Origin of the sequence: Streptomyces yatensis (genome assembly GCF_018069625.1) — a bacterium.
Classification (GTDB): Bacteria; Actinomycetota; Actinomycetes; order Streptomycetales; family Streptomycetaceae; genus Streptomyces; species Streptomyces yatensis.
Genome location: NZ_CP072941.1, coordinates 10298096 through 10324313 on the forward strand (window position 1 = coordinate 10298096; position 26218 = coordinate 10324313).

The window sequence follows — 26218 nt, forward strand, 5'->3', positions numbered from 1 at the left end:
GAAATGACTGTCAACGGATTTGACCAGATCTTCCCGCTCGGGGAGAAGAACGACGCCTTCGCGCAGTACTTCATCGGCCAGAGCTACCTGGCTCCGCTCGCCTCGGGGAGCGTTCCCGTCAGCAATGTCTCCTTCGAGCCGGGCTGCCGCAATTACTGGCACATCCACCACGGCACGGGCGGCGGCGGTGACCAGATCCTGCTGTGCACGGCGGGCAGTGGCTGGTACCAGGCCGAGGGCGAGGAGCCTGTCAGCATGGTGCCGGGAACGGTGGTCCGCGTCCCGGCGGGCACGAAGCACTGGCACGGCGCGAAGGCCGACTCGTGGTTCTCCCACGTCGCGTTCATCACCCCGGGCGAAGGCGTCAGCAACGAATGGCTCGAGCCCGTCACCGACGAGGTGTACGGCGAGCTGCCGAAGAACGGAGCAACCGCATGACCATCCTGGACGAGACCTACACGCTGTCCCACGGCGTCGAGATCCCCAAGCTGGGGCTCGGCACCTGGTTCATCGACGACGACAAGGCGGCCGACGCGGTCCGCGCAGCCGTGGAGATCGGCTACCGCAACATCGACACCGCCCAGGCCTACGGCAACGAGCGAGGGGTCGGCGAGGGGGTGCGCACATCCGGTGTGCCCCGCGGCGAGCTGTTCGTCTCGACCAAACTCGCTGCGGAGATCAAGGACTACGACCAGGCGGTCGACGCGATCGACGGTTCCATGCGGAAGCTCGGCATCGAGTACATCGACCTGATGCTCATCCACAGCCCGCAGCCGTGGGACGACTTCCGCGGTGGCGACTACGCCGAGGGTAACCGCGCAGCGTGGCGCGCGCTCGAAGAAGCGCATCAGGCCGGCAAGATCCGCTCCATCGGGGTGTCCAACTTCCAGCAGCAGGACGTGGAGAACATCCTGCAGGGCGCGACCGTCGTGCCGCATGTGAACCAGCTGCTCGTCCACGCCGGCAACACCCCCTCCGAGCTGCTGGCCTATTGCGAGAGCAAGCAGATCCTCGTCGAGGCGTACTCGCCGATCGCCCACGGCGCGATCCTGCAGAACGCCGAGGTCCAGGCGATGGCGGAGAAGTACGGCGTGTCCGTCCCGCAGCTGTGCATCCGCTACACCCTGCAGCTGGGCACCGTGTCGCTGCCCAAGACGGCGAACCCGGAACACATGCGCTCCAACGCCGAGGTCGACTTCGAGATCTCCGGCGAGGACATGGACGCCCTGCGGGGCCTGCGCGACGTGGACTACGGCGAGCACGGCATGTTCCCCGTCTACAGCGGCAAGTGACGCAGTCGGCAAGCCAAGCCGAGCTGGACCGGGAGATGGTTGAGTGGTTGGCCTCCCGGGCTCGCGCCGAGGCGCTGAACATGGCCGGGCAACTCCCGCAACGGCACGTCGAAGAAGGCCGTGCTGACCGATGTAGGGCTGGCCGCACCACGGCCACGATCCGGACGGTCAGGTCCGTGGCCAGGGCACGGAAGGCGTTGCGGGTTGGGGGGTTCACCAGCGCCCGCCGTGCGGTGACGGTCATGATCTGAAGGTAAGAGCAGAGCCCGGCATCGGGCGCGACAAAGACTCCGTCCGCCTCCACCAGGATGGTGGCGGGGTCCCCTTCTGTGGTGATCACGCCTTGCACGAAGATCTTGCGCTCGTCGGCTCCTGCGACGCGGGCAGTCACTCGCAGGGGGTTCCAGGGGGACCGGGCCTTGGTAGCGCATCTGAAGAGCGATGGTCATGCCCGGTTTGCCGGCGGCGGCGCATGCCCATCCCATCAGTTCGTCCAGGAGCGTGCCGCTGACGCCGCCATGGCCGTAGCCGGGTGGTCCTTCATGGGCGCTGCCGAGGAGGCACCGTCCCACGACGCCGCCGTCGACAGGAGTCACCCGCATCGGCGGCGCGAGCGCGCTGCCCGCGCCGGTGACTGGGCTGTACATCCGTACGCCGCCCGGGAACTCGTCCACCTCGGGGATCTCCGTCGGCGCGTGGCGGCGGCCGGTGAGCTCTCGGGTGAGGGTGCAGACGCCGTCTGCCAGGTGGTGCAGTGTCTCCGGGGAGGCCGCGGTGCGGACGGTGGCGTCGACGAGCAGGCGCAGTTCGTGGCCCAGGGCGGCGATGGCCTTCCGTTGGCGTCCCAGGCTGCCCTCGGCTGCGGGATCGGGCGGGGCGGTGGTGTGGCGCTTGTTCATCGGGTTTCTCTGTGTGCGTGGTAGCGCGAAGCAACGACGTGGTCAGCGCTGGGCCACCCTGACCCGGGCGGCGCTCCCGTCCCACCCGCCGCCCGCGAGCTGTACACGAACTGGGACGAGGTCGCGGAGATCGTCGTGGCCAATCTGCGCCTGGAGGCCGGACGCCACCCCGACGACGCCCTGCTCAACGAACTCATCGGCGAGGCCGTCGTGAAGGTGCCGGAGTTCAGCGCCTGGTGGGACAGCCACCGCGTGGCCCAGTGCGCCCACGACACGCAGCACCTCCACCACCCCGTGGTCGGCGAGCTCACCCTGCGCCACGAGACCCTGGCGTTCCCGGCCGACCCGGACCAGGCGGTGTGCGTGTACACCGCCGAACCCGGCTCCGCCTCCGCCGAGGCCCTCGCCCTCCTCGCCAGCTGGAGCGCCCCGACGCCCAGCGGGACAACAACAACACCTCACCCGCCGCCTGGCCCGACAGCACAGCCCGCCCGGAGTGACAGACGGGCCGTGCGGCGGGCCACCCGTGAAAAGTTATCCATGAGTCACGCCACTTCCTCCGACGCCTTCCGCAGCACAGGCGACCACCTGCGTCTCGTCTGGCCTCAGTGGCAGGGGGCCGGCGCGGCCGTCGTCAAGGAGTTCGCTCCCGAGTTCCCGCTCGACGTCGCCCGCCGTGGCTACACGATCGGCACCGCCGTCCTGGAAGCGGTGCTGCCGCCGCACGACGGCCCTACCGCAACCGTCCCGGTCACCATGACCGACGACGGCCTGGAGGAACGCGACGGCATCGAAGCCAAGACGGTCGTCCTCCAGCAGCTGGCCGATGCCCTGCACGTAATCAGCGACCACAACGCTGCGCGGATCACGACGCTCGGTGGCGAGTGCGTGGTCAGGGTGGCCTCGTTCGCCGAACTCACCCGCCGCTACGGCGACGACCTGGCCGCGTCCGGCGGGACGAATACGCAGGGCGACGAACCGCGAGTACATGCGTTTGACACCGCTTTGGCCCTTGCCCGGTCAGTTCGGCACCGGTACGGCCCGGTCTTCCACGACTCGGTCGGCAACGGCACCGACACCCCACGCCTCAAAGTGGCGTAGCAAAGGCGTATGTGTCGGCGGCGGCTTCCACCCGAGCCACCGCATGGTCTCAGCTGGCGTACGAACTGGAGACCCCGGAGAACTACTGGGACGACGAGAAGGCCGTGTGCCTGCTGGTCGAGTACTTCACCCGACGACGCTCAAGGAGTGATCTCATTTTTTCCGGCGCGCACTTCGAGCGTGGACCCGCGTGGGGTGGACCACCCCTTCTGGGCCGCGTCGGCTGAGGCTCTGCGGGCGGACAGGGGCGCCTTCCACGATCAGTTGGTCCCTCTCCGGACAGCACTCCTAGCCAGTCGGCGGGCTACAGCAGTGCCCCGAGGACGAGGACGAGGTGGAGTGGCCCAGTTCTGCCACGGTCGCGACACGCGTCGCCGAAAAGTGTCATGCCGTTCGGCTGGATGCGGAAGGACGGGCCGATTTCCCGGGAGTACCGCTCGGCCAGGGCCAGGCCAGGGCCAGGGCCAGGGCCGCGGCCTTCGGCTCGGCGATCCGCGGCTCGCCGGCCTCGCCGAGGGTGATCGGCACGAGCCGCAGCTCGGCCGGCCCCTATGGGGGCAGGCGTCGTGCCGTCGAGCACGAGGCTCTGGGCGATCCGGATCGGGGCGATGCCTGGTCTCGTCGAGGTGGCGTTGGCCCCGGGCGGGAGGGTCGAGCAGAAGCTCTGGACGGCCGGCCTGGTTCCTTCCGCGGTCTCGATGACGACACCCCGGCGTCGGCCCCGGTGAGCGTGTGCCCGCCCCGGCGTCGGCCGCGTCGAGCGTGTGCCCGCCCCGGCGTCGCGCCCCCCGGCCTGGTCGAGGGCGGAGATCGTGCTGAGCAGTCCCTCGATGCCGTGGTCGAGTGCATGGTCCGTCGCCGGCGAGACGACGTCGATGCCGATTTTCGCAGGTGCTGCCCGGTGTCGGTGGGTACCCGGAGCGTTGTCTGGGCTTCCTGGTCAGAGCGGTGTCGCCTACGAGCACGATCTTCATCGCGTCTCCTTCGCTCGTGTTTGGACGGGCGGCACCGTTGCGCCGCGGCGGTTGACAGAACCCGCTCACCCCATTCAGGATCTGTCCCATCCTTATGAACAGTCGTTCCGACTACGTGAACGAACGGGAGCGTACTTCATGAATTTGGGCCGGACGCTGTTGTTCTCGCCTGGCGACCACGCACGGCGGGTGGAACGTGCCCTGGCGTCGCCGGCGGCCACCGTCGTCCTCGATCTGGAGGACGGCGTCGCCGAGGGCGCGGCCAAGGAGGCCGCCCGTGCCACGATCGCCCGCGCACTGTCGAGCACGCGCCGTACCGGGCTATTCGTGCGAGTCAACGGGACGGGCAGTCCTGAGCAGGCCGCCGACCTCGCCGTGCTCGCTCCGGTCCTCGGCCACGTCACCGGGATCGTCGTCCCCAAGGTCGAGTCCGGTAAAGAGGTGGCCCAGCTCGGGGAGCGGTTGCACGAGATCGAGCGTGACCTGGGGATCGAGCCCGGCTCGCTCCTTGTCGTGCCGGTGGTCGAGACCTGCGCGGGCTTGCTCGCCGCGCCAGGTATCGCGGCCGCGCCACGGGTCGCCGCGCTGATTCTCGGCGTCCTCGACCTGGCCGCCGAGCTCGGTGTGTCGCCAGTGGCCGGCAGTGGCGGCCTGGACCACGTCCGGGTGCACCTCGCGGTGGCCGCTCGGGCGGCCCGGCTCCCGGCGCCGGCCGACGGCCCGCACCCCGATCTTGAAGACGACGAGGGACTCAGGCGGAGCAGCCTGGCCTCCCGGGCGCTCGGATTCGGTGGCCGGGTCGTGCTGCATCCCCGCCAGCTCGAAGCGGTGGAGCGGGCCTATGCCCCGACTGCGGACGAGGTCCTACGGGCGCGCCGTGTCGTTGAGGCGGCCGCGGCGGGGGCGGGCAGCCTCCGTCTGCCGGACGGGACCTTCGTCGACGAGCCGGTCATTGCCTGGGCACGTGCGGTGCTCGCCGAGACCGGGGAGGTGACGCGTGAGCACGCTCCCGCTTGAGGACATCACAGTGGTCGGCCTGGAGCAGGCCGTGGCCGCGCCGTTGGCCACCCGCCGGCTCGCCGACCTGGGCGCGCGGATCATCAAGGTCGAACATCCCGATGGTGGAGATTTCGCGCGTGCGTACGACGACGTCGTGGGCGGGCAGTCCAGCGTCTTCGTCTGGCTCAACCGGGGCAAGGAGTCCGTCCAGCTCGATCTGAAGAACGACGCCGACCGGGCGGCCTTCGAGGAGGTCCTGGCGGCCGCGGACGTCTTCGTCGCGAACCTGTCGCCGCGCGCCCTCGTCGACCTGGGCCTGGACTCCGAGGCACTATGCGCCCGGCATCCGGGGCTGATCGTCTGCACGATCTCGGGATACGCGCCGGACGGCCCGCAGCCCGGCAAGAAGGCCTATGACGCGCTGATTCAGGCCGAGGTCGGCCTGATGGCGCTGACGGGATGGCCGGACTCGCCGGCCAAGACCGGGATTTCGGTCGCCGACATCGCCGCCGGCTCGTTCGCCTACAGCGGCGTGCTGGCCGCGCTTCGGCACCGCGACCGGACCGGCGAGGCGCTCCCGGTGCACGTGCCACTGTTCGGTGCGCTGACCGAGTGGATGGCCTACCCGCTTTACTACACGGCGCACAGCGGGCGGACCCCGGCGCCGATGGGGACGGCACACCCCACCATCGCCCCGTACGGCGCGGTGCCGACCGCGGAGGGCCGACACGTGATGATCGCGGTACAGAACGAGGGCGAGTGGCGTCGGCTCTGCACCGAGGTGCTGGACATCCCGGAGCTGCTCGACGACGCTCGGCTGTCCAGCAACGCGCTGCGGGTGGCGCACCGCGCGAAGCTCGATGAGCTGCTCGAGCGGGCGTTCCGGACGCTGCCGGAGGCGGTGCTGGTCGAGCGGCTGGAGGCGGCCCGGATCGCGTGGGCCCGGCTGAACCATGTCGCCGACCTGGAGCACCACCCTGAGCTGGCCGTTCCTGCTCGCTGGCTCGACACACGCACTCCAGCCGGCCCGATCCGCACGCTGACCCCGGTCGCGGCCCCGGGCGGGCGGGTCGCCCGCGGCGGCGCGGTCCCGGCGCTGGGCCAGCACACCGCGTCGGTGCTCGCCGAGCTGGCAGCCCGACGGAAGGAGACGGCATGACCACACACGACGGCTGGCAGGGCCGGTTCTTCGAGGACTTCGTGCCCGGCGACGTCTACCGGCACCCCTTGGGCCGCACGATCACCACCACCGACAACATCTGGTTCACCCTGCTGACCCAGAACACTGCGCCGCTGCACTTCGACCATGAGTACGCCCGGCGCACCGAGTTCGGCGAGCCACTGGTCAACTCGACGTTCACGCTTGCCCTCGTTGCGGGGCAGAGCGTCACCGACGTGTCCCAAAACGTGTTCGCCAACCTCGGCTGGACCGACATCGTGCTGCCCGCCCCGGTCTTCGAGGGCGACACGATCCGTTCCCGCTCCACCGTGGTGGAGGTCAGGGAGTCGCGATCGCGGCCGACCCTCGGCGTCATCACTGTGCGGACTGCCGGGGTCAAGCAGACCGGCGAGACGGTGATCGAGTTCAGCAGGACCTTGCTGGTTTACAAGCGCGGGCACGGCCCGCGATCGGAGGACGTGGTATGACAACCGCCGCGACAGCTGCCCGCAGCGACCGCACCGAGCTGCGCCGTGACCTGCGGCAGCTCATCGACACCATCTGCGCGGACTACCCGGACGCCTACTGGCGGGAGGTCGACGAAGCGCGCCACTACCCGGAGGAGTTCGTCAACGCCCTGACCGGAACCGGATGCCTCGGCGCCCTGGTGCCCGAGGAGTACGGCGGCCTGGGCCTTGGCGTCGGTGACGCGTCGGTACTGCTGGAGGGGATCAACGCCAACGGCGGCAACGCCGGGCCGGTCCACGCTCAGCTCTACACGATGGGCTCGGTGCTGCGACATGGCAGCGAGGAGCAGAAGCGGCGCTACCTTCCCGACATCGCGGCGGGGAAGGTTCGGCTGCAGGCATTCGGCGTGACAGAGCCGACTGCGGGGACCGACACCACCCGGATCCGGACCACGGCGACGCGCACGGACGACGGGTACGTGATCGACGGCCAGAAGGTCTTCATCTCCCGCGTCCAGCACTCCGACCTGATGCTGCTGCTCGCCCGCACCGCCCGCCGCGAGGACGTGGCGCGCAAGTCCGACGGCATGTCGCTGTTCCTGATCGACCTGCGCGAGGTTGAAGGCGTCGAGCTGCGGCCGATCCGGACCATGGTCAACCACGAGACCAACGAGGTCTTCTTCAACAGCGTGCGTATCCCCGCCGACGCCCTGATCGGCGAGGAGGGCGAGGGCTTTCGCTACGTCCTGGACGGGATGAACGCAGAGCGCATCCTCATCGCCTCCGAGTGCGTCGGCGACGGGCGCTGGTTCGTGCAGCGCGCCTCCCGGTACGCGACCGAACGCGAGGTGTTCGAGCGGCCCATCGGCCGTAACCAGGGCGTGCAGTTCCCGATCGCGCAGGCCCACGTGCACATCGAGGCAGCCGATCTCATGCGCTGGAAGGCCGCGGACCTGTTCGACGCCGGGCTGCCCTGTGCGGCCGAGGCGAACATGGCGAAGCTGCTGGCGTCGAACGCCTCCTGGGAGGCCGCCGACGTCGCACTGCAGACCCACGGCGGCTATGGCATGACGGCGGAGTACGACATCGAGCGGAAGTTCCGGGAGACCCGGCTGTACCGGATCGCGCCGATCTCGTCGAACCTGATCCTCTCCTACATCGGGGAGCACGTCCTCGGCATGCCCCGGTCCTTCTGAAAGGAGCAGCATGGCCAGCACGTTCCGCGAGCTCGCGGACTGGGCCGTGGCCTTCGCGCCCACCGAATCGGATCTGCGGCTGGCGCGGACGGCCCTGACCGACACCCTCGCCGTCGCCCTCGCCGCGGAGCACGAGCCGATCGTGGAGCACACCGCGGGCCTGCCGGCCGCGCTGCGCTGGACGGCGATCGGGCACACCCTCGACTTCGACGACGTCCATCTCCCCTCGACCTCCCACATCAGCGTGGTCTGCGCGAGCGCCACCCTCACCGTCGGTGGTGGCGACCGGGAGTTCCTGGCCGCGGCCGGCGTGATGGCGCGGCTCGGGACCGCGCTGGGATGGGGCCACTACCAGCGGGGCTGGCACGCGACCTGCACGGCCGGGGCGCCGACCGCGGCGGTCGCGGCCGCGCTGGGTCTGGGGCTCGGCGCGGAGGGCGTGCTGCGGGCGATGGCCTTGGCCGTCCCCGCCGCCGGTGGACTGCAGCGCGCGTTCGGCACTGAGGCCAAACCGCTGCAGGTCGGCTTCGCGACCGACGCGGGGGTCCGGGCGGCGCGGCTCGCCGCCGGCGGGGCGAGCGCCGATCCCGCCGCCCTCGACCACTGGTTCGATCTGGTCGGAGGCGAGCACGGGCTCGACCTCTCCGGGCCCGCGGTGCCGGACGGGCTCGCGGTCAAGCCGTTCCCGTGCTGCTACGCCCTGCAGCGCCCGATCGGGGCCACGCGACTGTTCGGCCCGGTCCCGCTCGACCAGGTCGCTTCGGTCGAGATGCTGGTCGAGGAGTCCACCCTGCAGCCGCTGGTCCACCACCGCCCGCGCGCCGGTGCGGAGGGCAAATTCTCGCTGCCCTACGCCGTCGCCGCGACCCTGGTCGACGGGTTCCCCACGGCAGCGAGCTTCACTGACGCGGCCGTCGCCCGGCCGGAGATCGTCGTCCTCCTCGATCGCACCGCCGTACGCACGCGGCCGGGAGGGTCCGGTGTGCTCGCGGGGGACACCACGATTGAAATCGGCCTCACGGACGGTTCCACCACCCGCCGCGCTTTGCATTTGCCGCCGGGGCATCCCGCGGCACCCCTCGCCCCCGACGAACTGGTTGCGAAGATCACCGGCTGTGTGGGCCCGGAGCGCAGCCGGCAGGTCGCCACCGCCGGCTGGGCCGAGGCCGCCCGGATCCTGGCCGGGGCGTTTCCACCCGACACCACAGTCCCCGAACCGAGAAAGTGAGCTCCCCATGGCCGACTTCCTGGTCACCATCGACACCACCGGCGTCATGGCGCTGCCGGTCGACACCCGCGTTGACGTGATCGAGCGGGAACGTGCCGCCGGCCTCGCGCTGATCGAGGCCGGCACGTTGAAGGGAATCTGGCGGCTGCCCGGTGAGAAGGGCAACGTCGGCATCTGGTCCGCCCGGGACGCCGACGAGCTGCACGACGTCCTGCAGTCGTTGCCGATCTTCCCGTACGCCAGGTTCGAGGTGCGGGCACTGGCGACCCATCCGCTGATCTCGGGCGACTACAACTTCGCCCGAGCCTGAACGATCCGGCCCGGAGGTCTTGGCGCGGACGGACATAAAGCATTGACAGCATCGTTCCACATTGCGGAACGCCGTTCCGAAATGAGGCACAGAGTGACGTCGCCTCAAGGAGGAGTACAGGTGGCAACATCACGCTACGCCGGGTACCGGTCCTTCTCGTACCTGGAGCCGGGACGGGACTACGCCGAGTTCACACTGGCGGCGGAGGTGGACCGGCTGCCCCCGCACGATCTCGGGCTGACCATGGACGAGGAGGCCCGTGCGGAACGCCTCCTGGCCGAGAACATCGCCGTCTCGCTGCACGACCACCCGGTGCGCCTGCCGGAGAGGGCGGAAGCGGAGCTGTTCGCCTGGACCCGCGAGGCCCGCCTCGCCTACGGCTACGAAGGGCTGAGCCGCTCCGGGCTGGACGCGGTGTTCGACAACCTCGGCTGGGGCGCCTGCGAGTCCCGGAACGGGTGGAAGTGGGACGACGTCATCACCGACCTCGGCATGCGCCTGTGCGACTTCGCCCACCAGGACTACGTGATTCGCGCGGAGTCGGTCGACGACATCCGGCGCGCACACGCCGAGGACAGGCTCGCCGTCGTCGCGGGGCTGGAGGGGGCGGCCCTGATCGAGAACGAGGTCGACCGGCTCGACGTGCTCTACGGCCTTGGCATCCGACAGATGGGCGTCGCCTACAGCGACGCGAACTCCCTCGGCAGCGGCCTGCGCGAGAAGAGCGACGGCGGCCTGACCGCCTTTGGCAGGCGCGCGGTGCGGCGGATGAACCAGCTCGGCATCGCGATCGATCTGTCGCACGCCGGGGACCGCACCGCGCTCGACGTGATCGAGGCGAGCGAAAAGCCCGTCCTGATCACCCACGCCGGTGCCCGGGGGCTCTGGGACACCCCGCGGATGAAGCCCGACGAGGTCATCCGGGCCTGTACCGAGTCCGGCGGCATGATCGGGATCGAGGCGGCCCCGCACACGACGGTCAGCCCGGACCACCGCCGGCACACCATCGAGTCGGTCATGGACCACTTCCGGTACTGCGTCGACCTGGTCGGAATCGAGCACGTCGGGTTCGGTCCGGACACCTTCTTCGGCGACCACATGGGGCTGCACCACGCGATGAGCGAGAAGCTCGGCGTCGCCGACGCCATCACCTCCGGCCCGCGGTTCGAGCCGGTCGAGCACGTGGCGGGGCTGGAGAACCCCGGCGAGTGCTTCCGCAACATCACCCGCTGGCTGGTCAAGCACGGCTACTCCGACGCGGAGATCGCTGCCGTGATCGGCGGGAACGCCCTGCGGGTGCTCGAGAAGATCTGGTAATACCGCATGCCCGCACCGCACCGAAACCCGTGGCACCGAAATCCGGGGCGGCGAAACCCGGGGCGCTCACTCCTGCCCACATCGGAGTTCTCATGCAGAAGAAAATCCTCGGCGCGGCCATGGTCGGACACATCGTCGAGTCCTTCGACTTCGTCATCTACGGCTACTCGGCGACGATCATCGCCAAGCACTTCTTCCCCGCCGGAGACTCCACGCTGGCCATCCTGTCCACACTGGCCGTCTACAGCATCGCGTTCGTGGTGCGGCCACTCGGCGGGGCCGTGTTCGGCAGCATGGGCGACCGTCTCGGCCTCCGCACCGCGCTGTCCACCGTCGTGCTGATCATGGCGGTCTCGACCGCCGCCATCGGCGTGCTGCCCACTTATGAGGTCGTGGGCATTGCCGCGCCGTTGCTTCTGCTGCTCTGCCGGCTCGCCCAGGGGCTCTCCATGGGCGCCGAGTACACCAGCGCGGCCTCCTATGTGATGGAACAGGCGCCCCCGGACCGGCGCGCCCTCTGCACCAGCGCCGTCGGCAGCGCGACCTTCATCGGCGCGGCCCTCGCGGCGTTCACGTTGCTCGCCCTGCGGCTGTCCTCCGCCTCGGCGTACGCGGACTGGACCTGGCGGCTGCCCTTCCTGCTCGGTGGCGTGATGGCGCTGATCGGCCTCTACATGCGCCTGCGTCTGGAGGAGACGAAGACCTTCCGAGCCATCGAGGACCGCGGCGAGACGACGTCGACCCCGGTCCGGGACTCCTTCCGCGACTGGCGGGTCTTCCTCCTGCTGCTCACGATCTTCTCGCTGCTCGCCGTGGTCGCCCAAAACTTTCTCGGCTACCTGCCCACCTACCTCACGACCACCGGCGGCCTCCCCGCGGTGACGACGCTCGTCGCCAGCGGCATCGCCCTCGTGCTGTGCGCCGGGCTGTCCATCCTGACGGGCGCGCTCGCCGACCGGATCGGCCGCAAGCCGCTACTGATCGCCGGCATCGTCGTCGCGGTGCTGGGTTCGGTTCCGGCCTACGTGATCGCGGCAGGCGGATCACTGTTCACTACAGTCGTCGCGGAGATCCTGCTGGTCATCCCGGCCGCGCTGGTCGGCATGACGGCGACGGTCGTGGCGGTGGAGCTGGTTCCGCCGCAGATCCGCGCGACCAGCACCGCACTGACCTACAACATCGCCTACGCCGTGCTCGGGGGAACGGCGCCACTGGTCGGCACGCTGTTCACAGCCCGGTTCGGCAGGCTCGCACCCGGTGCCTACATCACCGTTCTGGCCGCGCTCGCCCTCGTCGTGGTGATCGTCGCGCTGCCCGAGACCCGCAACCGCGCGGTGACCGTGACCCGGCCCCGCGACGCCGACGCCGAGCCCGTCTCCGACGTGCTCTCGAGCACATGACCCCGTACCTTGAGGAGGAACCCGTGCCGACCACGGTGAAGGAGCGGATCGCCGCCGAGTTTGGGCGCCACGAGCCCGAGGTTGTCGCGCTGTCGCATCGCATCGGCGAGCATCCAGAGCTCGCCTTCGAGGAGCACAAGACCACCGCGGAGATCATCGACCTGCTGCGCGCCCACGGCGGGTTCGCGATCGAGGAGGGCGTCGCCGGGCTGGACACGGCGTTCACCGCCACGGTGGGCAGCGGCTCCCTCGCAGTGGGCCTGTGCGCCGAACTCGACGCGCTCCCCGGCATCGGACACGGCTGCGGGCACAACGTGATCGCGGCGAGCGCGATCGGGGCCGCCCTCGCACTGGCCCCGGTGGCCGACGAGCTCGGCCTGACAGTGCGGCTCCTCGGCACACCCGCCGAGGAGCGCGGGGCCGGCAAGGCGATCCTGCTGCGGAAGGGGGCCTTCGACGGGCTGCACGCCGCCTTGATGGTGCACCCGACGCTCAAGGACATGGCCACCCCACACATCCGGGCCCTCGGGCACTGGTCGCTGGAGTACCACGGCCGCACCGGCCACGCCTCGCGTCCGTTCGACGCGCTCAACGCGGCCGACGCGGTCACCGTCGCCCAGGTCGCGATCGGGCTGCTGCGCCAGCAGCTCAAGGACTCCGACCGCGTCCACACGGTGATCAAGGAAGCCGGGACCGCGGTCAACGTCATCCCCGGACACGCCGTCGTCGAGGTCATGATCCGCTCCGACACACTCACCGAGGTTGAGGCCCTGTGGGCGCGGGTGCGGAACTGCTTCGAGGCCGGCGCGCTCGCCGCCGGGGTGCGGTTGACGGTCGGGGAGCCGCTGATGTGGCTTAACGGCTTCCGCCACGACACGGACTTGGCGGAGCTCTTCCAGAACAACGCCGAGGCGCTGGGCCGGACCTTCCCGGACTACCCCGACCGCTCCCTCGGCTCGACCGACATGTCCGAGGTGTCGGTGCACATGCCGGCGATCCATCCGGTGCTCTCATTCGACCGCCCGGCCGAGGAGGGCAACCACACCGCCGCGTTCGCCCGCGCCGCCCGCGGGCCGGAGGGCGACCGCGCGATCCACGACGGCGGGCTCGCTCTGGCCTGGACGACCGCCGACGCCGCGCAGGACGAGCGCCTCCGACACCGGCTCACCCACACCGGCCCCTTCAGCTGGGCCGGCTCGACGGAAGAAGAAGGAGAACGATGAGGGCAGCGCGAATCACCGCGTTCGGCGGACCGGAGGTCTTCGAGGTCACCGACGTACCCGCCCCCGAGCCGGCCGCGGGCGAAGTGCTGGTGCGGCTACACGCCGCCGGGCTGAACCGGGCCGACATCATCGTCAGAGAGGGCAGGTTTCCAGAGGCACCGAAACCACCGATGATCCTCGGGGTCGAGGGGGCCGGAGAGATCGCCGTCGTCGGCGACGGGGTCACCGGGTTCGCCCCAGGCGACCGGGTCGCGATCAACCCGATGAAGGTCTGCGACAAGTGCGAAAAGTGCCGGAGCGGCCGGGACAGCGAGTGCCCCCGCCTGCAGATCGTCGGGGAGCACTTCGACGGCGCCTACGCGGAGTACATCGCGCTGCCCGCCCGCAACGTCGTCCCGGCCCCCGCCGGGCTGGGGTACGACCAGCTCGCCGCCGGCATCGTCGCCTACATGACGGCCTGGCACATGCTGAAGACCCGCGGTCAGCTCCAGCCCGGCGAGACCGTGCTCGTCGTCGGCGCGGGCAGCGGTGTCGCGAGCGCCGCGGTGCAGGTCGCGAAGGCGCTGGGCGCCACGGTGATCGCCACGACCAGCACCGAGCGCAAGGAGGAGCAGGTCCGCGCGCTCGGCGCCGACGAGGTGGTCAACTACCATGCGGAGTCGAACTTCCACGAATCGGTGCGCAAGCTGACCGGCGGACTGGGCGTCGACGTGGTGCACGAGACCGTTGGGCGCGCGACGGTGCAGAAGTCCGTCCTGTCCGCGCGACACGGTGGCCGGCTGGTCGGCATGGGCTCGCACACCGGCAAGACCGCCGAACTGGACCTCTGGAGCCTCTACCGGCGCGAGATCACCTTCATCGGCTGCCACACCTCGAACCGCGCCGAGATCGCCGAGTTCCTGCCGCTGCTGGCCGACGGCTCGCTCAGCCCCGTCGTCGACTCGGTCTTCCCGCTGGGCGCCGCGCCCGAGGCCCAGGCCCGGCTCGACGCACCCGACCGCTTCGGCAAGGTCGTGCTCTCGATCGGCTGAGGCCCGCGTCCCTACCACCGGGAATGACCGCGGGGCGGCGCGGGGCGGGCTGATGCCAGGACCGAAGAGCCCAGATCCTGCTAGCCTGTCCCACGGTGCGGAACGCCCGTTCATGCATGGTGGCGTTCCTTTGCGTTGGAGAGCGGGAGTCGGCGATGGGACAGCTGGAAACGAGCAAGGGCATCAGCAGCGTCCTGAGCACCCTGCAGGTGCTGGAGGTCGTCGCGCAGCGCCAGCCGATCGGGGTGTCCGAATTGGCGCGCGCCACCGGCATGCCGAAAAGCAGCGTCCACCGGTGCCTGGTCACCCTCCGAGAGGCGGGGTGGCTGAAGATCGTGGACCCGAACCGGGTGCTCTGGGGAGTGACCAGCAAACCCCTCGACATCGGACTCAGCAGCTCCGGGGAGCAAAGCCTGCGCGACGTCGCGCACCCCCATCTTGAGGCCCTGCGCGACTCCATCAACGAGACCGTCCACCTCGTCATCCGAGACGGCAACTCACTTACGATCATCATGCGGGAGGACAGCCGGCAGGCCGTGCGGACGTTTGTCGAGATCGGGACCCGGGCCCCGCTGCACGCCACCTCGTGTGGCCTGGCCGTGCTCGCGAAGCTCGGCGACGACGAGATCAACGGCCTGCTGGCCTGCGGTCTCAACCGCTACACCGACACCACACCTACCTCGCTGGAGCGGGTCCGGGAGGAGATCGAGCGGACCCGCACCCGGGGGTTCTCGACCAACGACGAGTCCTGGTGGCGGCCGGGGGTCAGCGCCATCGGCGCCGCCATCATGAACTCGGCCGGGCGTCCGGTGGCCGCGCTCGCCGTATCGGTGCCGTCCAGCCGTTTCGAACGCGACAAGATCGCGGCCTACGGCGAGTGCGCGGTGAAGACGGCGGCGGCGATCTCGGAGTCGCTGGCGGACCGCTGATCCCCCAGCCCTCTTACGGACGCGGACTTCGCTTGTTCGGTCCGAGGACTCAAGCACCGCCCCGCTGCGCCGGCGCGCCCTGGGCGTCGGCCTGGACGCGCACATGGTCGCCGGAAACGACGTCCTGGCCGTGCACGCCGTCACGCGGGCCGCGGCCGGGCAGACCGGTCATGCGTCGAGCGTGGCATGCGCTGCCCGTGCGGCATCAAGAGCACCCCGGGATTTCCCGCACGCATCCCGTTGGGGGAGGTCCTGTTCGGACCAGATGCATTTGCCATCGTCGAGGTAGCGCGCACGCCAGCGCCGGGAAAGGGCGGAGACCAGTAGCAAGCCGCGGCCACCTTCGTCGGTGTAGCTGGGGTGGCGGATGCGCGGGGTACTGAGACTGCCGTCGAAGACCGCGCAGATCAGAGAGCGGCTCCGCAGCAGGAGTAGGCACAGCGGGCCTCTGGCGTGCCGGATGGCGTTGCCGACGAGTTCGCTGACCAGGAGCTCGGTGGTCGTGATGAGCTCGTCCAGTCCCCAAGCGGCCAGTTGTTCGCGGACATGCCGGCGGGCCTGTCCGGCGGCCTGGGGATTCTCCGGAAGAGGACAGGAAACGACATCACCGGCTGCAGTGCACCGGGTATGAGCGATCAACAGGGCCGCGTCGTCGTTGGTCTGCCCACGGTCGGGTTGCCATGCCGAGACGATCCCGTCACACAGGTCATCGAGGTGCCGGACGTCATCGTCCTGGTGTTCTGCCCGGAAGTACGGTGCCCGGGTCGCGGCCTCGGTCAGGAGCCGCTGGAGCTGGGCCAGTCCCTGTTCAATGTCCTGCGTGGCGGATTCGACCAGCCCGTCGGTACACAGGACGAGAAGGCTCTCGTCGGGTAGGTGCAGCTCGTGTGTTTTGAACGGTGGTTCGGCGGCGCCCAGCGGCGGGTCGGCGACCAGGTCGGGCATGTGGACGGCGCCGTCGGGATGGACGACGACCGGCGGGGGATGACCGGCCAGGGAGAACGTGCAGCTTCGGGCGACCGGGTCGAACACGGCGTACAGGCAGGTGGCGTATAAGTCTTCGCCGAGGTCGTTGACCAGGTCGTTGAGGCGGCCGAACAGTTCTGCGGGGGGCATCTCCAGATCGCCGAGGGTGCGCACGGCGGTGCGCAACCGGCCCATGGTGGCCGCCTCGGCGATGCCGTGGCCCATCACGTCGCCGATCACCAGCGCGACCCGGTCGCCGACCAGCTACGCATGAGCGACGACTATGCCGCGATCGTCGCGAGTATCAGCCTCGCCGTGCTGCTCATCGGTGTTGTCGATAGCCACTTCGACCTGAGCAACGCGAAAGCCCTCGCAGCAGCCGCCCAGCCGCCGACAGCAGTCGCCAGAAGAACGCGTCGCGGCGACCACACCTATGGGCTCATCAAGAGCTGCCTGGAGACCCTGCACATCTGGTTCTACACCTGCACCTACTTGATCACCTCGCTGGGGCGTGTACGGAACTTGGCTCTGATCCGTAGTCGTTGGTGACGCTGGGTACCTGTCAGGGCAGGAGGATGCGGTGGCGGAGAAGGTCGAATGCGGCGCGCCCGTGCATCTGTCTCATGATCCTCTTGGGGCGGGTGTTGACGCCTTCGGTGCGGCCGTTCTGGTAGGGCAGGGTGAGGCCGGCGTCCGCGGCGGGCCGGTCAATTTCGAGGCCGTTGGTGAGACTGCGCAGGTGGGGCAGGTCGACTGCGCGGGCCGCTGCGATCCACTCGGTGAGTTTCACGTCGTTGCCCGCAGCCGGTTTCAGCAGGACGGCGAAGCCGCGTACCAGATCGGCGAATGCGGTCATCTCCGGGCAGGCTGCGGCGATCTTTTCCAGCAGGGTCGTTTCCTTCGGGCGCAGGTTTTCGGGCTTGGTGAGCAGGAGGCGGCCGGCGTGACGGGGGGTTGTGACGGGGCGGTCGCCTTCAGCGCGGCCCTGGTTGAGGTACCGGACCAGCAGGTTGGCGCGCTGCCGGTGTAGCCCAACTCCCGGATTCCCTGAGCAGGTGGGTGACAGAGGCTGCGGGGGTCAGCCGCGCGACGGGCGCGCAGATGGTCGCGGTAGGGGTCGACGAGGGTCGGGCGGTAGAGGGGGGCGATGCGCAGGGCCTGGGTTCGGGCATGCGGGCATAGCGTTTGACCGTGTTCAGGGCCACGTCGAGGCGGCGGGAACAGTCGAGCAGGCCGACGCCCTGGCCGAGGAGATCGTGGACCTTGTTCCAGCGTCCGCGGGTGGTCTGCTCGCGTACTCCGCCGGGGCGGGGCGGGTTGATGGTGGCCCAGCATCCGGCGTGCGCGCGGACTTCGAGCAGGACTTTGTCGCAGAGATTTCGCCAGAGGTGCCATCGATCGCTGACCTGCACCGCGTCGGGCAGGACACGGCGGACAGCCTCGGCGTAGGTGGCCGAGCCGTCCCGGCACACGACCTCGACACCAGGGTGTTCGCGCAGCCAGGACTCCAGGGTGGCCGCGTCGCGGTCGGGCAGGACCGCGACGCGTCGGCCGGTCTCGGCATCCGTGATGATCGTGGCGTAGCGGTGGCGGCGGCGCAGAGCGAAATCGTCCACCCCGATCACCCGTGGGACCGTTTGCTGGGGCAGCGGCGCCGTAGATGGCGCAACGCTGGTGCTGCGGGACACGGGCACGGCGAGGACGCCGGCCAGGCGTGCGGCCGCCCGGCCGCATAACTCCCGGCTGATCGGGGCCGTCCCACGGCGACCGTGCGACTTTCAACGGAAGAGAGAAACTGTGAACGCTTCCTCTGACCCGAGCGCTGTCCGGTCCCGGGTGATGCTTGACAGTTCGGTCCCAGCTGATGGTTGACAGTGGCCGTGATCGGCTTTTCTGTGCGGGTCGTCACCGGGAGCCGATCGCGCGCCCATCCGCGGACGCGAGATCCCGGTCGGGTCGGGACGCCGCGACCGGGATCCACGCAACCACCGCTATGCGTCCTTCGCCACGCGGTGCGTCGGGCGCACGCCGAGCCAGCCCGGCGACGGCTTGCCCTTCGGCTCGCCCACGTACTGAGTCAGCTGGGTCCGGAACCGCTCGGCGGCGGCCCGGTCGGTCATGAACCGCACATAGCCGTCGAGGCTGGTGTTCGGGTACTCCCACACATGCTTGAAGCCCTTGTGCGGCTGTACGTCCTCGCGCACCGTCCACATGTAGTGGTTCTGCTGAGTCTTCTTCGACAACCACCAGTTCAGGTAGAGCTTCGCGGTGGCCGGGTGCTTCGCGTCCTTGAGGATCGCCGCTCGCTGCGCCCAGGACATGAACGGTTCCTTCTCCGGCACGACGAAGCGCGACTTCTGGCCGGGGAAGAGGGCGATCGGCGTCTCCGCGCCGAGCGCGACCTGCTTCTTGCCCGACTCGACCTCGTCGTACGGCGCCTGGGCACCGCGTACCCACTTCACGTCCTGCGCCGCGAACCGCTTCAGCCAGTCCCAGCCGTAGGTGTCGACCATCTTCTTGTAGAGGAAGAGCACCGCGTCGTCGTCGTTCGGATACGTCGAGATGATCTTCCCCTTCCACTTAGGGTCGAGGAGGTCCTTGGCGGAGGCAGGCGCCGCCGAGCCAGTGCGGTCCTTGTTGTAGATGAGCCCGAAGCTGTCGGCGAAGATCGAGGTCCAGGCGCCGTCGGGGTCCTTGAACCCGTCGTGCACCTTGCCGAACCCGGCGGGCTTGTACGGCATCAGGGCGCCGGCCTTCTTCCAGCGCGGGAAGTCCTGGACGGTCTGCAGCTGGACGACGTCGGGCACCAGCGTATTCGTCGCGAGCTGGTGGTCGATCCGCGCGTCATGGAACTTGCTGTAGTCCACGATCATGTTGACCTTGATGCGGGGGAACGCCTTCTCGAACGCGGCCTTGTTCTCGTCCTGCTGGGTCGCCACGTCGCCGCCCGCGTAGACGGTCAGCGTGCCGCCCTCGGCGCGCGCGTCCTTGTAGAGCTGGTCCAGGCTCCTGGTCTCCTCGCGGACCGAGGCGGCCGCGGCGTTCTTCGTCGACTTCCCCTTCGAGTCGTCGCCCGAGCCGCCGCCGCACGCGGTGACCAGAGTGAGTCCGGCGGCGGCCAGCGAGCAGCCGATCGAAGATGTACGACGGGAGGGCGCCATGGCGTCCGTCTCCTTGGGTGCGAGGGGGGTGGGCGAACGGACCACGAAGCTACTGGGGCGACTTACTGATGTTCAAATTGGAACTGCATTGCCATGGCGAGGCTTACCGGTCCGCTTGCCAGTGCTCTGAGCTGCTGGGATGCCACCATCAGAGCGGATGGTCGTGTCCGGAAAGGCGTCATGTGATCGCGCGCACACCGCCGTCCGTGACCGCGGGCCGAAGTGATGGGCGACCCGTAGGAGCGCTCGGCGGAGTTCCTGGGCGTGGTGATCGCCGGGGCCTGGGGAGTGCCGGCTCTCACGCCGCCCGACGCCCTCAAGGGCCTGGCGGTGCAGGACGACTTGGAGGGCACGCCGCGGCGTCACCGCGCTCGCCGCGGACGTCGAACTCCCCGTCGGCCTGCGGGCGATGGTCGCGCTCAACGTCGGTCGGCGCGCGGCGACCGGGCCCGGACGGCGCAAAGCTCGGCGGCGGCATCGTCCTGGTCATCCTGTGGTGGTGGCAGACCCGCCAGGAAGAGGCCATGCGTGCGGTGCTCACTTTGCGGCCTGGCGGCAACAAGGGTGCGCTGGGGCCGGTTCACCGTGCGCATGGCGACCTGTCAGGCTTGGTCGGCCTTCGTGGCGCGGCGGCTGCCGGGAGGGGCAGTCAGTGCCGGGTTGGGATGACCTCGAACGCCTCTGCGGCCTTGTGCCGTTCGATCGCCGATTCGTCGAAGACGACACCGTGACCGGGCCGTCCCGATGGCGTTGCGCGGCCGTCGACGATCTGGACCGGCTCGGTTGCCAGGCCGAGTTCGAAGAGGGTTCCGCCCTCGATGTCCTCGAGGATGTACGCGTTCTCGATCGCGCAGAGGAGGTGCACGGAGAGTTCGCTCATGTAGTGCGGGGCCATCTGGAGGTTGAACGAGCTCGCGAGGTGGGCGATCTTGAGCCATTCGGTGAATCCTCCGACTCGCGCCACGTCCGCTTGCACGATGTCGACGGCTCCGGCGTGGATGTAGTCGGCGAACTGCATGCGTGTGAAGAGGCTTTCGCCGAGCGCGACGGGGGTCGACAGCGCTGACCGCACGTGCACGTTGCCGCGCAGGTCCTCCGCCAGCACGGGCTCCTCGATCCAGGCGGGTGCGAAGCGCTCAAGGGCGCTCACCCGGCGGATCGCCTCGCCCGCGCGCCATTTCTGATTGGCGTCGACGAAGACGGCGACCTTGTTGCCGACGGTGGCCCGCGCGGTGGCGAGCCGCTCGACGTCCTCTTCGAGGTCGTCGCGGCCTATCTTCACCTTGACGGCGGTGTTGCCCTTGTCCAGGTATCCCGTCAGCTGCTCTGCCAGCTCATCCCCCTGCAGGTGCAGGTTGAGCCCGGAAGCGTACGCCGGCGTGCTCTCTTGGTACGCACCCCACAGGCGGTAGAGCGGTAGTTCCAGGGACTTGCCGACGGCGTCCCAGACCGCGATGTCCACCGCGGCGATCGCCAACGAACTGACCCCCGCGTTCCCGACGGCGTGCAACTCAGCTGCGCAGCGTTGCCAGATGCGCTCGGCGTTCCGGGGGTCCGCTCCGATGAGTAGCGGTCGGAGGTAGACGTCGATCAACTCGCGCACGGCGGCCCCTCCCATCCCCAGTGAGTAGGACCATCCCCGCGCTGTCACACCGGTGTCCGTCCTGAGGGTGACGAGGACGAATTCCCAGGTCGTGATCGATTGGATCGCGTCCTGGAGCTGGATGGTCGGGGGGACCCGGAGCAGGTCGACGTGCAGTTCGGTGATCTTCATGCGGCGATGTCTCCATGGGACGTGGTGGTCGGGGTCAGGGCGGCCGAGGCCGGCCTGGACGAGGTGCCCAGCCGGTTGCGGATGGCGATCACGAGCACGGCGGCCGCCAGCAGCACAATGCTCATGACGATCATGGGTGGGCGGTAGGAGCCGCCCGAGGCGTCGGCGATCGCACCGGTCGCGTACGGCGCGGCGAATCCCGCGATGTTGCCCAGCGAGTTGATCAGGGCGAGGCCACCCGCTGCCGCGGTGCCGGTCAGGAACTCGGTGGGCAGCTGCCACAGGCTCGGATAGGCGCCGAAGAGACCGGCGGCACCGACACTGAGGGCGAGGAGCGCGGCGATCGGCGATCCGAAGAACAGGGCGCCCGCGAAGGCGACCGCTGAGACGAGCACGGGTATGGCGACGTGCAGCGGGCGTTCGCCGGTGCGGTCCGAGTGCCGGCCGACGACGAGGAGGGCCGCGGCGGCGAAGAGGTAGGGGACTGCTGAGATCAGCCCGACCTCGACGAGGGAGAAGTGCGTGCCGGCCCGCTCTCCGAGGGAGTCGACGATCGTGGGGAGAAAGAAGGTGAGGGCGTACTGGCCGAAGACGAGACAGAAGTAGATCACGCACAGCACCAGCACCCGGGAGTTGAACAGGGAAGTCCTGAGGGAACTGAGGCCGTGGGCGTCGGCGGTGTCCCGCTCCTCCTCGGCAAGCTTGGCCGTCAGCCACTCGCGTTCCTCGGCCGAGAGCCACTTCGCCTGACCGGGGCGGTCGGTGAGGGCGAACCACACGACGAAGGCGAGGACGACGGCCGGCAGACCCTCGATGACGAACATCCACCGCCAGCCCGCAAGGATCCCGTGCCCGTCGAAGGCCGACATGAGCCAGGTGGACAGCGGCGAGCCGAGCACGGAGGCGAGCGGAATGGCCAGCAGGAACAGTGCGGTCACGCGTGCGCGTTGTTCACGGGGGATCCAATACGTCAGGTAGAGGAGTATGCCCGGGTAGAGGCCCGCCTCGGCGATGCCGAGGAGGAAACGGCCGATGGAGAATATCGTCACATTGGGTACGAAGCCCATCAGGGAGGAGATCACGCCCCAAGTGATCATGATGCGGGCGATCCACTTTCGCGCGCCGAATCTGTGCAGGGCCAGATTGCTCGGCACTTCGACCACGACATAGCCGATGAAGAAGATGCCGGAGGTCAGACCGAAGGTCGTCGCCGTCATGGACAGGTCGTCGGACATCTGCAGCTTCGCAAAACTGATGTTGGACCGGTCCAGGTAGCTGACGAAGTAGATCGCGACCAGCAACGGCACCAGGCGGCGGCTCACCTTGGCCGTGGTGCGCTTTTGCAGGTCGGTGTCGAGGTCCATGCAGGCGTTCCTCTCGGGCTTGGGGCAGGCGTCACTGGTCTGGAGGGGCGGGTGTTCGGCCGGCCGTGCCGGCTGTCCGGTGTCGGTGCCGCGAACCGCATGGTCGATGAAGTCGGGCGCCGGTTCAGCCGGCGGTCCGGCACTGTCTCCGACGGTGTTCCGCAGGGCGAAGACACTCGCCGAGTGCTTGCGCGCCCGTCGGGACGCGGTCATGGGACGGGGCTCCCGCGACGTAGCCGTATGTGTCGCGCCTTTGGCGATCGACTGCGCTGCGTCCCGGCGTCCGGAGCAATTCAGCGGAACGATCGCTCGATCCGGCGCTGACCGCGCCTGAGGTGGTTCTTCATGGCGGCACGAGCCGCACGCGCGTCGCCGGCCGCGATCGCCTCGACGATCTCCGCGTGTTCTTCGAGAGCGTCCGTGGTCACGGTCGTGCGGTACTGCAACCGGAACAAGTGCAGGTGCGGGTGCAGGCGGGTGATCGAGTCCTCCAGCCACGCATTCCCTGTCGCGCCGGCGATGCGATGGTGCAGCTGGCCGTCGCCCTGGGCGAAGAGCGCGTACGGCAGTGCGCCGTCCCGGACCGCCTGGCCGGTCATCTCGTCCTGCAGCGCCTTCAGCGCGACGACCTCCTCGTCCGAACGTTGCTCGGCGGCCAATGCCGCGGCCTGCGGCTCCAGCAGGATGCGTACCGCGAAGAGGTCGTCGAATTCCTTACGGCTCAACAACTCGCTGGCGCGGTACCCGACGAGGTGGGTCTTGCTGACCAGCCCCTCTGCCTCCAGCGTGACCAGCGCCTGCCGGACGGGCGTCTGCGAGACCCCCAGTCTGCGCACCAACTGGTCGACGGCGATCCGCCCGCCCGGCTCGATCTCGCCCGACAGCAGCAGGCCGTAGATCAGCTGGTACGCGTCGGCGGCGGCTGCGGTGGCGCCTGCCTCGGACGACCTCATCGATACCTCCCGTGCGGGGCACCCGGACGGTGCCCTTGACGCGGAACTGTTGCACAGGCGACGGTAAGTGGCAAGGAATCCGATCGGATCCGATTCGGGATTCGATCGGATACGATCCGAGTCACCCACCGTTATCGCATGTCAACGGAGACCCCATGACATTCACATCCCCCCGGGTTCGATGATCGCCGGGCCCGATCGGCGCGATTCCGCGCAGCTCACCGCACTCGCCTGCCGCATCCTGACCGCACAGGGAGTACCGCCCGCTGCCGCCATGTGGCAGGCCGGACTGCTCGTAGACGCTGAGCTGAAAGGGCAACGCTCGCACGGCCTCCTCCGTCTGCCGCGCCTGGTCAACCGGATCCGCAACGGCGTCGCGGACCCCACGGCGACCGGGGTCCACACCTGGCGCACGTCGGCTTTCCTCGCCGTCGACGGCGGACAGGGCCTCGGCCCGGTCATCGCGCGGACCGCGCTCGACGCCGCGATCCCACGGGTCGCGGACACCGGCGTGGTCTGCGTGACCGTATCGGCGGCCAACCATCTGGGCATGCTCGCCTGGTACGCCGAGTACCTCGCCGGACGGGGCCTGATCTGCGTCGCGTTGACCACCAGCGAGGCGCTCGTGCACCCGTATGGCGGGCGCGGCGCGCTGCTGGGCACGAACCCGATCGCGATCGGTGTCCCGGCCGTCCCCGAACCCTTCGTACTCGACATGGCCACCAGCGAGATCTCCATGGGCAAGATCCATGCGCACGCCCTCGCCGGAACCCCGCTGGAGCCGGGCTGGGCACTCGACGCCGCAGGCAATCCCACCACCGACGCCGAAGCGGCGAAGGCCGGTGCCATCGCGCCGTTCGGAGGAGCGAAGGGCTACGGGCTCGGTCTCGGTATCGAGCTGCTCGTCGCCGCACTCACCGCCAGCGCCACCGGCACGGATGTCCACGGCACGCTCGACGAGACGAAGCCCGCGACCAAGGGCGACGTCTTCCTCCTGCTCGACCCCGTTGCCGCCCCGGATCAGCTGACGGGCTACCTCGACCAAATCCGTGCCAGCGGGTACGACCAGCCCGTACTGGTCCCCGGCGACCGGGCCCGGGCACGGCGCAACGCCGCCCTGCGGGAAGGCATCGAGCTTCCACAGGCGCTGCTCGACCAGCTCGACGAACTTGACCCGAACCGAAAGGCGACCCCATGACCACGAGCGCAGCCGGCCAGAGCCCACGTCGAGCGGCGGCGGCAGAGCCCTTCGGTCTGCTACGCCAGCCCCGGGAAGTCCTCTTCGGCACCGGGCAGCGCGCCGCCGTCCCCTCGATTGTCGCCTCCCTCGGCAAGCGGGTCTCGATCGTGACCGACGAACGCATGACGCAGGACGCGTTCTACCACGAGCTGCGCGAAGGGCTCGTCGCTGCCGGGGTCACCGATGTGTCCGTCTTCGACCGCACCGAGCCCGATCTGCCGCTCCGTACGATCGACGCCGCGGTGGGTCGGATCCGCGCCCAACGACCGGACGTCCTGATCGGGCTGGGCGGCGGAAGCTGTATGGATCTCGCGAAGGTCGTGGCCGTACTGCTGACCCACGGAGGCAGTACGCGCGACTACTACGGTGAATTCGCGGTGCCCGGCCCCACACTGCCGGTCGTCGCGATACCGACTACTGCCGGCACCGGATCCGAGGTGACGCCCGTCGCCGTGTTGAGCGACCCGGACCTCACCATGAAGGTCGGGATTTCGTCACCGCACCTGATCCCCTACGCCGCGGTCGTTGACCCGGCACTGACCCACAGCTGCCCGCCTGGGCTGACCGCTAGCGTCGGCGCCGACGCCCTGGCCCACGTCGTGGAGTCCTTCACCGCGATTCGGCACCCCGCCACTCCAGGGCTCAGCCGTGAGCGGGTGTTCGTCGGCAAGGGCGAACTGACCGATCAGTACGCCCTTCACGGGATCGAGCTGATCGGACGCAGCCTGCGGGCCGCAGTCGACGGCGGCCCCGGTGCGGACACCGCGCGCAGCGAGATGATGATGGCGGCGCTGTGCGGCGGTTTCGCCCTCGGCACGGCGGGAACCGCGGCCGCTCACGCCTTTCAGTACCCCGTCGGTGCGATGACCCACACCCCGCATGGTGTGGGGGTCGGCGTCCTGCTGCCCTACGTCATGGCCTTCAACGGGTCTCGACGTCCCCAGGAGATGGCCCGAATCGCGGAGCTGCTGGGTGTGGACGCGGGCGCGAACCCCACAGCTGCGGCCGTGCGCGCGGTCGCGGACCTGCTCGCCGCAGTGAAGATTCCGGCGACCCTGAAGGATCTCGGCGTCCGCCGGGACGACCTCGACACCGTGGCCGAACAGGGCCTGCGCGCGAAGCGGCTGGTCGAGAACAACCCGGTCCACCTCGGTCCGGAGGAAGCCCGCGAGCTCGTCGAGAACGCCTTCACCGGCCGTCTGCTCTGACCACCCACGCCATCCACGCCCCAGAAG

23 protein-coding genes and 2 pseudogenes are annotated in these 26218 nt (G+C 69.4%); 17 read left to right on the forward strand and 8 right to left on the reverse strand.

What is annotated here, in order from left to right; genetic code table 11:
* Positions 1-3 precede the first annotated feature (3 nt).
* The 3 genes and pseudogenes from J8403_RS42990 to J8403_RS44900 form a co-directional block, all read left to right on the forward strand.
* Positions 4-438: a cupin domain-containing protein gene (locus J8403_RS42990; RefSeq protein WP_211127967.1), complete on the forward strand. Its 435-nt coding sequence runs from the start codon at positions 4-6 to the stop codon at positions 436-438.
* Positions 435-1292: an aldo/keto reductase gene (locus J8403_RS42995; protein ID WP_211127968.1), complete on the forward strand. Its 858-nt coding sequence runs from the start codon at positions 435-437 to the stop codon at positions 1290-1292. Before J8403_RS42990 ends, J8403_RS42995 begins: the two co-directional genes overlap by 4 nt.
* Before the next feature lie 947 nt (positions 1293-2239).
* Positions 2240-2593 (forward strand): annotated as a pseudogene (locus J8403_RS44900) (MmyB family transcriptional regulator); the annotation flags it as partial.
* Positions 2594-3596: 1003 nt separating this feature from the next.
* On the opposite strand, the gene J8403_RS44905 reads toward J8403_RS44900, so the two are convergent.
* Positions 3597-4175, reverse strand: coding sequence for a CapA family protein (locus J8403_RS44905; protein ID WP_211128710.1), 579 nt, complete (start codon positions 4173-4175; stop codon positions 3597-3599).
* Positions 4176-4404: 229 nt separating this feature from the next.
* Here J8403_RS44905 and J8403_RS43010 point away from each other — a divergent pair, with 229 nt between their 5' ends.
* From J8403_RS43010 to J8403_RS43060, 11 genes are all read left to right on the forward strand, one after another.
* Positions 4405-5283: an HpcH/HpaI aldolase/citrate lyase family protein gene (locus J8403_RS43010; protein WP_281427981.1), complete on the forward strand. Its 879-nt coding sequence runs from the start codon at positions 4405-4407 to the stop codon at positions 5281-5283.
* Positions 5264-6424, forward strand: coding sequence for a CaiB/BaiF CoA transferase family protein (locus tag J8403_RS43015; RefSeq protein WP_211127970.1), 1161 nt, complete (start codon positions 5264-5266; stop codon positions 6422-6424). Before J8403_RS43010 ends, J8403_RS43015 begins: the two co-directional genes overlap by 20 nt.
* Entirely contained in the window at positions 6421-6912 is a 492-nt protein-coding gene (locus J8403_RS43020) for a MaoC family dehydratase (RefSeq protein WP_211127971.1), read from the forward strand. Before J8403_RS43015 ends, J8403_RS43020 begins: the two co-directional genes overlap by 4 nt.
* Positions 6909-8087 (forward strand): acyl-CoA dehydrogenase family protein, encoded by a 1179-nt coding sequence (locus J8403_RS43025; protein ID WP_211127972.1) that lies wholly within the window; start codon positions 6909-6911, stop codon positions 8085-8087. The genes J8403_RS43020 and J8403_RS43025 overlap by 4 nt, the downstream gene beginning before the upstream one ends.
* A 10-nt stretch (positions 8088-8097) precedes the next feature.
* A complete protein-coding gene (locus J8403_RS43030; RefSeq protein WP_211127973.1) occupies positions 8098-9315 on the forward strand; it encodes an MmgE/PrpD family protein in 1218 nt (405 codons plus the stop codon).
* Positions 9316-9322: 7 nt separating this feature from the next.
* Positions 9323-9625 (forward strand): muconolactone Delta-isomerase, encoded by a 303-nt coding sequence (locus tag J8403_RS43035; RefSeq protein ID WP_211127974.1) that lies wholly within the window; start codon positions 9323-9325, stop codon positions 9623-9625.
* A gap of 120 nt (positions 9626-9745) precedes the next feature.
* On the forward strand, positions 9746-10942 hold the full coding sequence (locus J8403_RS43040; RefSeq protein WP_246586271.1) for a dipeptidase: 1197 nt from the start codon (positions 9746-9748) through the stop codon (positions 10940-10942).
* A gap of 92 nt (positions 10943-11034) precedes the next feature.
* Positions 11035-12342, forward strand: coding sequence for an MFS transporter (locus tag J8403_RS43045; protein ID WP_211127976.1), 1308 nt, complete (start codon positions 11035-11037; stop codon positions 12340-12342).
* Entirely contained in the window at positions 12339-13565 is a 1227-nt protein-coding gene (locus J8403_RS43050; protein ID WP_211127977.1) for an amidohydrolase, read from the forward strand. Before J8403_RS43045 ends, J8403_RS43050 begins: the two co-directional genes overlap by 4 nt.
* Positions 13562-14596, forward strand: coding sequence for an alcohol dehydrogenase catalytic domain-containing protein (locus J8403_RS43055; protein ID WP_211127978.1), 1035 nt, complete (start codon positions 13562-13564; stop codon positions 14594-14596). Before J8403_RS43050 ends, J8403_RS43055 begins: the two co-directional genes overlap by 4 nt.
* A gap of 155 nt (positions 14597-14751) precedes the next feature.
* Entirely contained in the window at positions 14752-15525 is a 774-nt protein-coding gene (locus J8403_RS43060) for an IclR family transcriptional regulator (RefSeq protein ID WP_211127979.1), read from the forward strand.
* A gap of 49 nt (positions 15526-15574) precedes the next feature.
* On the opposite strand, the gene J8403_RS44515 is transcribed toward J8403_RS43060, so the two are convergent.
* Together J8403_RS44515 and J8403_RS43065 are read right to left on the reverse strand one after the other, a co-directional pair.
* Positions 15575-15697, reverse strand: a complete 123-nt coding sequence (locus J8403_RS44515) for a hypothetical protein (RefSeq protein WP_281427982.1) — start codon at positions 15695-15697, stop codon at positions 15575-15577.
* On the reverse strand, positions 15694-16755 hold the full coding sequence (locus J8403_RS43065) for a SpoIIE family protein phosphatase (protein ID WP_343245377.1): 1062 nt from the start codon (positions 16753-16755) through the stop codon (positions 15694-15696). Before J8403_RS43065 ends, J8403_RS44515 begins: the two co-directional genes overlap by 4 nt.
* 6 nt (positions 16756-16761) lie before the next feature.
* Here J8403_RS43065 and J8403_RS43070 point away from each other — a divergent pair, with 6 nt between their 5' ends.
* Entirely contained in the window at positions 16762-17040 is a 279-nt protein-coding gene (locus J8403_RS43070) for a hypothetical protein (protein WP_211127980.1), read from the forward strand.
* Between the two features lie 13 nt (positions 17041-17053).
* Here J8403_RS43070 and J8403_RS43075 read toward each other — a convergent pair.
* The 5 genes and pseudogenes from J8403_RS43075 to J8403_RS43095 form a co-directional block, all read right to left on the reverse strand.
* A pseudogene (locus tag J8403_RS43075) lies at positions 17054-18239 on the reverse strand (ISL3 family transposase); the annotation flags it as partial.
* Positions 18240-18482: 243 nt separating this feature from the next.
* Positions 18483-19652 (reverse strand): ABC transporter substrate-binding protein, encoded by a 1170-nt coding sequence (locus J8403_RS43080; protein ID WP_211127981.1) that lies wholly within the window; start codon positions 19650-19652, stop codon positions 18483-18485.
* Positions 19653-20301: 649 nt separating this feature from the next.
* The gene (locus J8403_RS43085) at positions 20302-21426 is read right to left on the reverse strand and encodes a mandelate racemase/muconate lactonizing enzyme family protein (RefSeq protein WP_211127982.1); all 1125 of its coding nucleotides are present in this window, start codon (positions 21424-21426) and stop codon (positions 20302-20304) included.
* Complete coding sequence (locus J8403_RS43090) at positions 21423-23003, reverse strand: MFS transporter (protein WP_246586272.1); 1581 nt, start codon at positions 23001-23003, stop codon at positions 21423-21425. The genes J8403_RS43085 and J8403_RS43090 overlap by 4 nt, the downstream gene beginning before the upstream one ends.
* Before the next feature lie 80 nt (positions 23004-23083).
* Positions 23084-23743, reverse strand: coding sequence for a GntR family transcriptional regulator (locus J8403_RS43095; protein ID WP_211127983.1), 660 nt, complete (start codon positions 23741-23743; stop codon positions 23084-23086).
* A gap of 181 nt (positions 23744-23924) precedes the next feature.
* Here J8403_RS43095 and J8403_RS43100 point away from each other — a divergent pair, with 181 nt between their 5' ends.
* Positions 23925-24941: an Ldh family oxidoreductase gene (locus J8403_RS43100; protein WP_211127984.1), complete on the forward strand. Its 1017-nt coding sequence runs from the start codon at positions 23925-23927 to the stop codon at positions 24939-24941.
* Positions 24938-26191: an iron-containing alcohol dehydrogenase gene (locus J8403_RS43105; RefSeq protein WP_211127985.1), complete on the forward strand. Its 1254-nt coding sequence runs from the start codon at positions 24938-24940 to the stop codon at positions 26189-26191. Before J8403_RS43100 ends, J8403_RS43105 begins: the two co-directional genes overlap by 4 nt.
* Positions 26192-26218: the final 27 nt, after the last annotated feature.

Excerpts from the sequence above, each read along its gene's own strand:
- J8403_RS42995 (WP_211127968.1), top strand. The coding sequence starts at position 435 with ATGACCATCCTGGACGAGACCTACACGCTGTCCCACGGCGTCGAGATC.
- J8403_RS43050 (WP_211127977.1), top strand. The coding sequence starts at position 12,339 with ATGACCCCGTACCTTGAGGAGGAACCCGTGCCGACCACGGTGAAGGAG.
- J8403_RS43080 (WP_211127981.1), bottom strand. The coding sequence starts at position 19,652 with ATGGCGCCCTCCCGTCGTACATCTTCGATCGGCTGCTCGCTGGCCGCC.
- J8403_RS43010 (WP_281427981.1), top strand. The coding sequence starts at position 4,405 with ATGAATTTGGGCCGGACGCTGTTGTTCTCGCCTGGCGACCACGCACGG.
- J8403_RS43095 (WP_211127983.1), bottom strand. The coding sequence starts at position 23,743 with ATGAGGTCGTCCGAGGCAGGCGCCACCGCAGCCGCCGCCGACGCGTAC.
- J8403_RS43025 (WP_211127972.1), top strand. The coding sequence starts at position 6,909 with ATGACAACCGCCGCGACAGCTGCCCGCAGCGACCGCACCGAGCTGCGC.
- J8403_RS43100 (WP_211127984.1), top strand. The coding sequence starts at position 23,925 with ATGATCGCCGGGCCCGATCGGCGCGATTCCGCGCAGCTCACCGCACTC.
- J8403_RS43060 (WP_211127979.1), top strand. The coding sequence starts at position 14,752 with ATGGGACAGCTGGAAACGAGCAAGGGCATCAGCAGCGTCCTGAGCACC.
- J8403_RS43090 (WP_246586272.1), bottom strand. The coding sequence starts at position 23,003 with ATGACCGCGTCCCGACGGGCGCGCAAGCACTCGGCGAGTGTCTTCGCC.
- J8403_RS43035 (WP_211127974.1), top strand. The coding sequence starts at position 9,323 with ATGGCCGACTTCCTGGTCACCATCGACACCACCGGCGTCATGGCGCTG.
- J8403_RS43105 (WP_211127985.1), top strand. The coding sequence starts at position 24,938 with ATGACCACGAGCGCAGCCGGCCAGAGCCCACGTCGAGCGGCGGCGGCA.
- J8403_RS43045 (WP_211127976.1), top strand. The coding sequence starts at position 11,035 with ATGCAGAAGAAAATCCTCGGCGCGGCCATGGTCGGACACATCGTCGAG.
- J8403_RS42990 (WP_211127967.1), top strand. The coding sequence starts at position 4 with ATGACTGTCAACGGATTTGACCAGATCTTCCCGCTCGGGGAGAAGAAC.
- J8403_RS44515 (WP_281427982.1), bottom strand. The coding sequence starts at position 15,697 with ATGACCGGTCTGCCCGGCCGCGGCCCGCGTGACGGCGTGCACGGCCAG.
- J8403_RS43070 (WP_211127980.1), top strand. The coding sequence starts at position 16,762 with ATGAGCGACGACTATGCCGCGATCGTCGCGAGTATCAGCCTCGCCGTG.
- J8403_RS43085 (WP_211127982.1), bottom strand. The coding sequence starts at position 21,426 with ATGAAGATCACCGAACTGCACGTCGACCTGCTCCGGGTCCCCCCGACC.
- J8403_RS43055 (WP_211127978.1), top strand. The coding sequence starts at position 13,562 with ATGAGGGCAGCGCGAATCACCGCGTTCGGCGGACCGGAGGTCTTCGAG.
- J8403_RS43030 (WP_211127973.1), top strand. The coding sequence starts at position 8,098 with ATGGCCAGCACGTTCCGCGAGCTCGCGGACTGGGCCGTGGCCTTCGCG.
- J8403_RS43020 (WP_211127971.1), top strand. The coding sequence starts at position 6,421 with ATGACCACACACGACGGCTGGCAGGGCCGGTTCTTCGAGGACTTCGTG.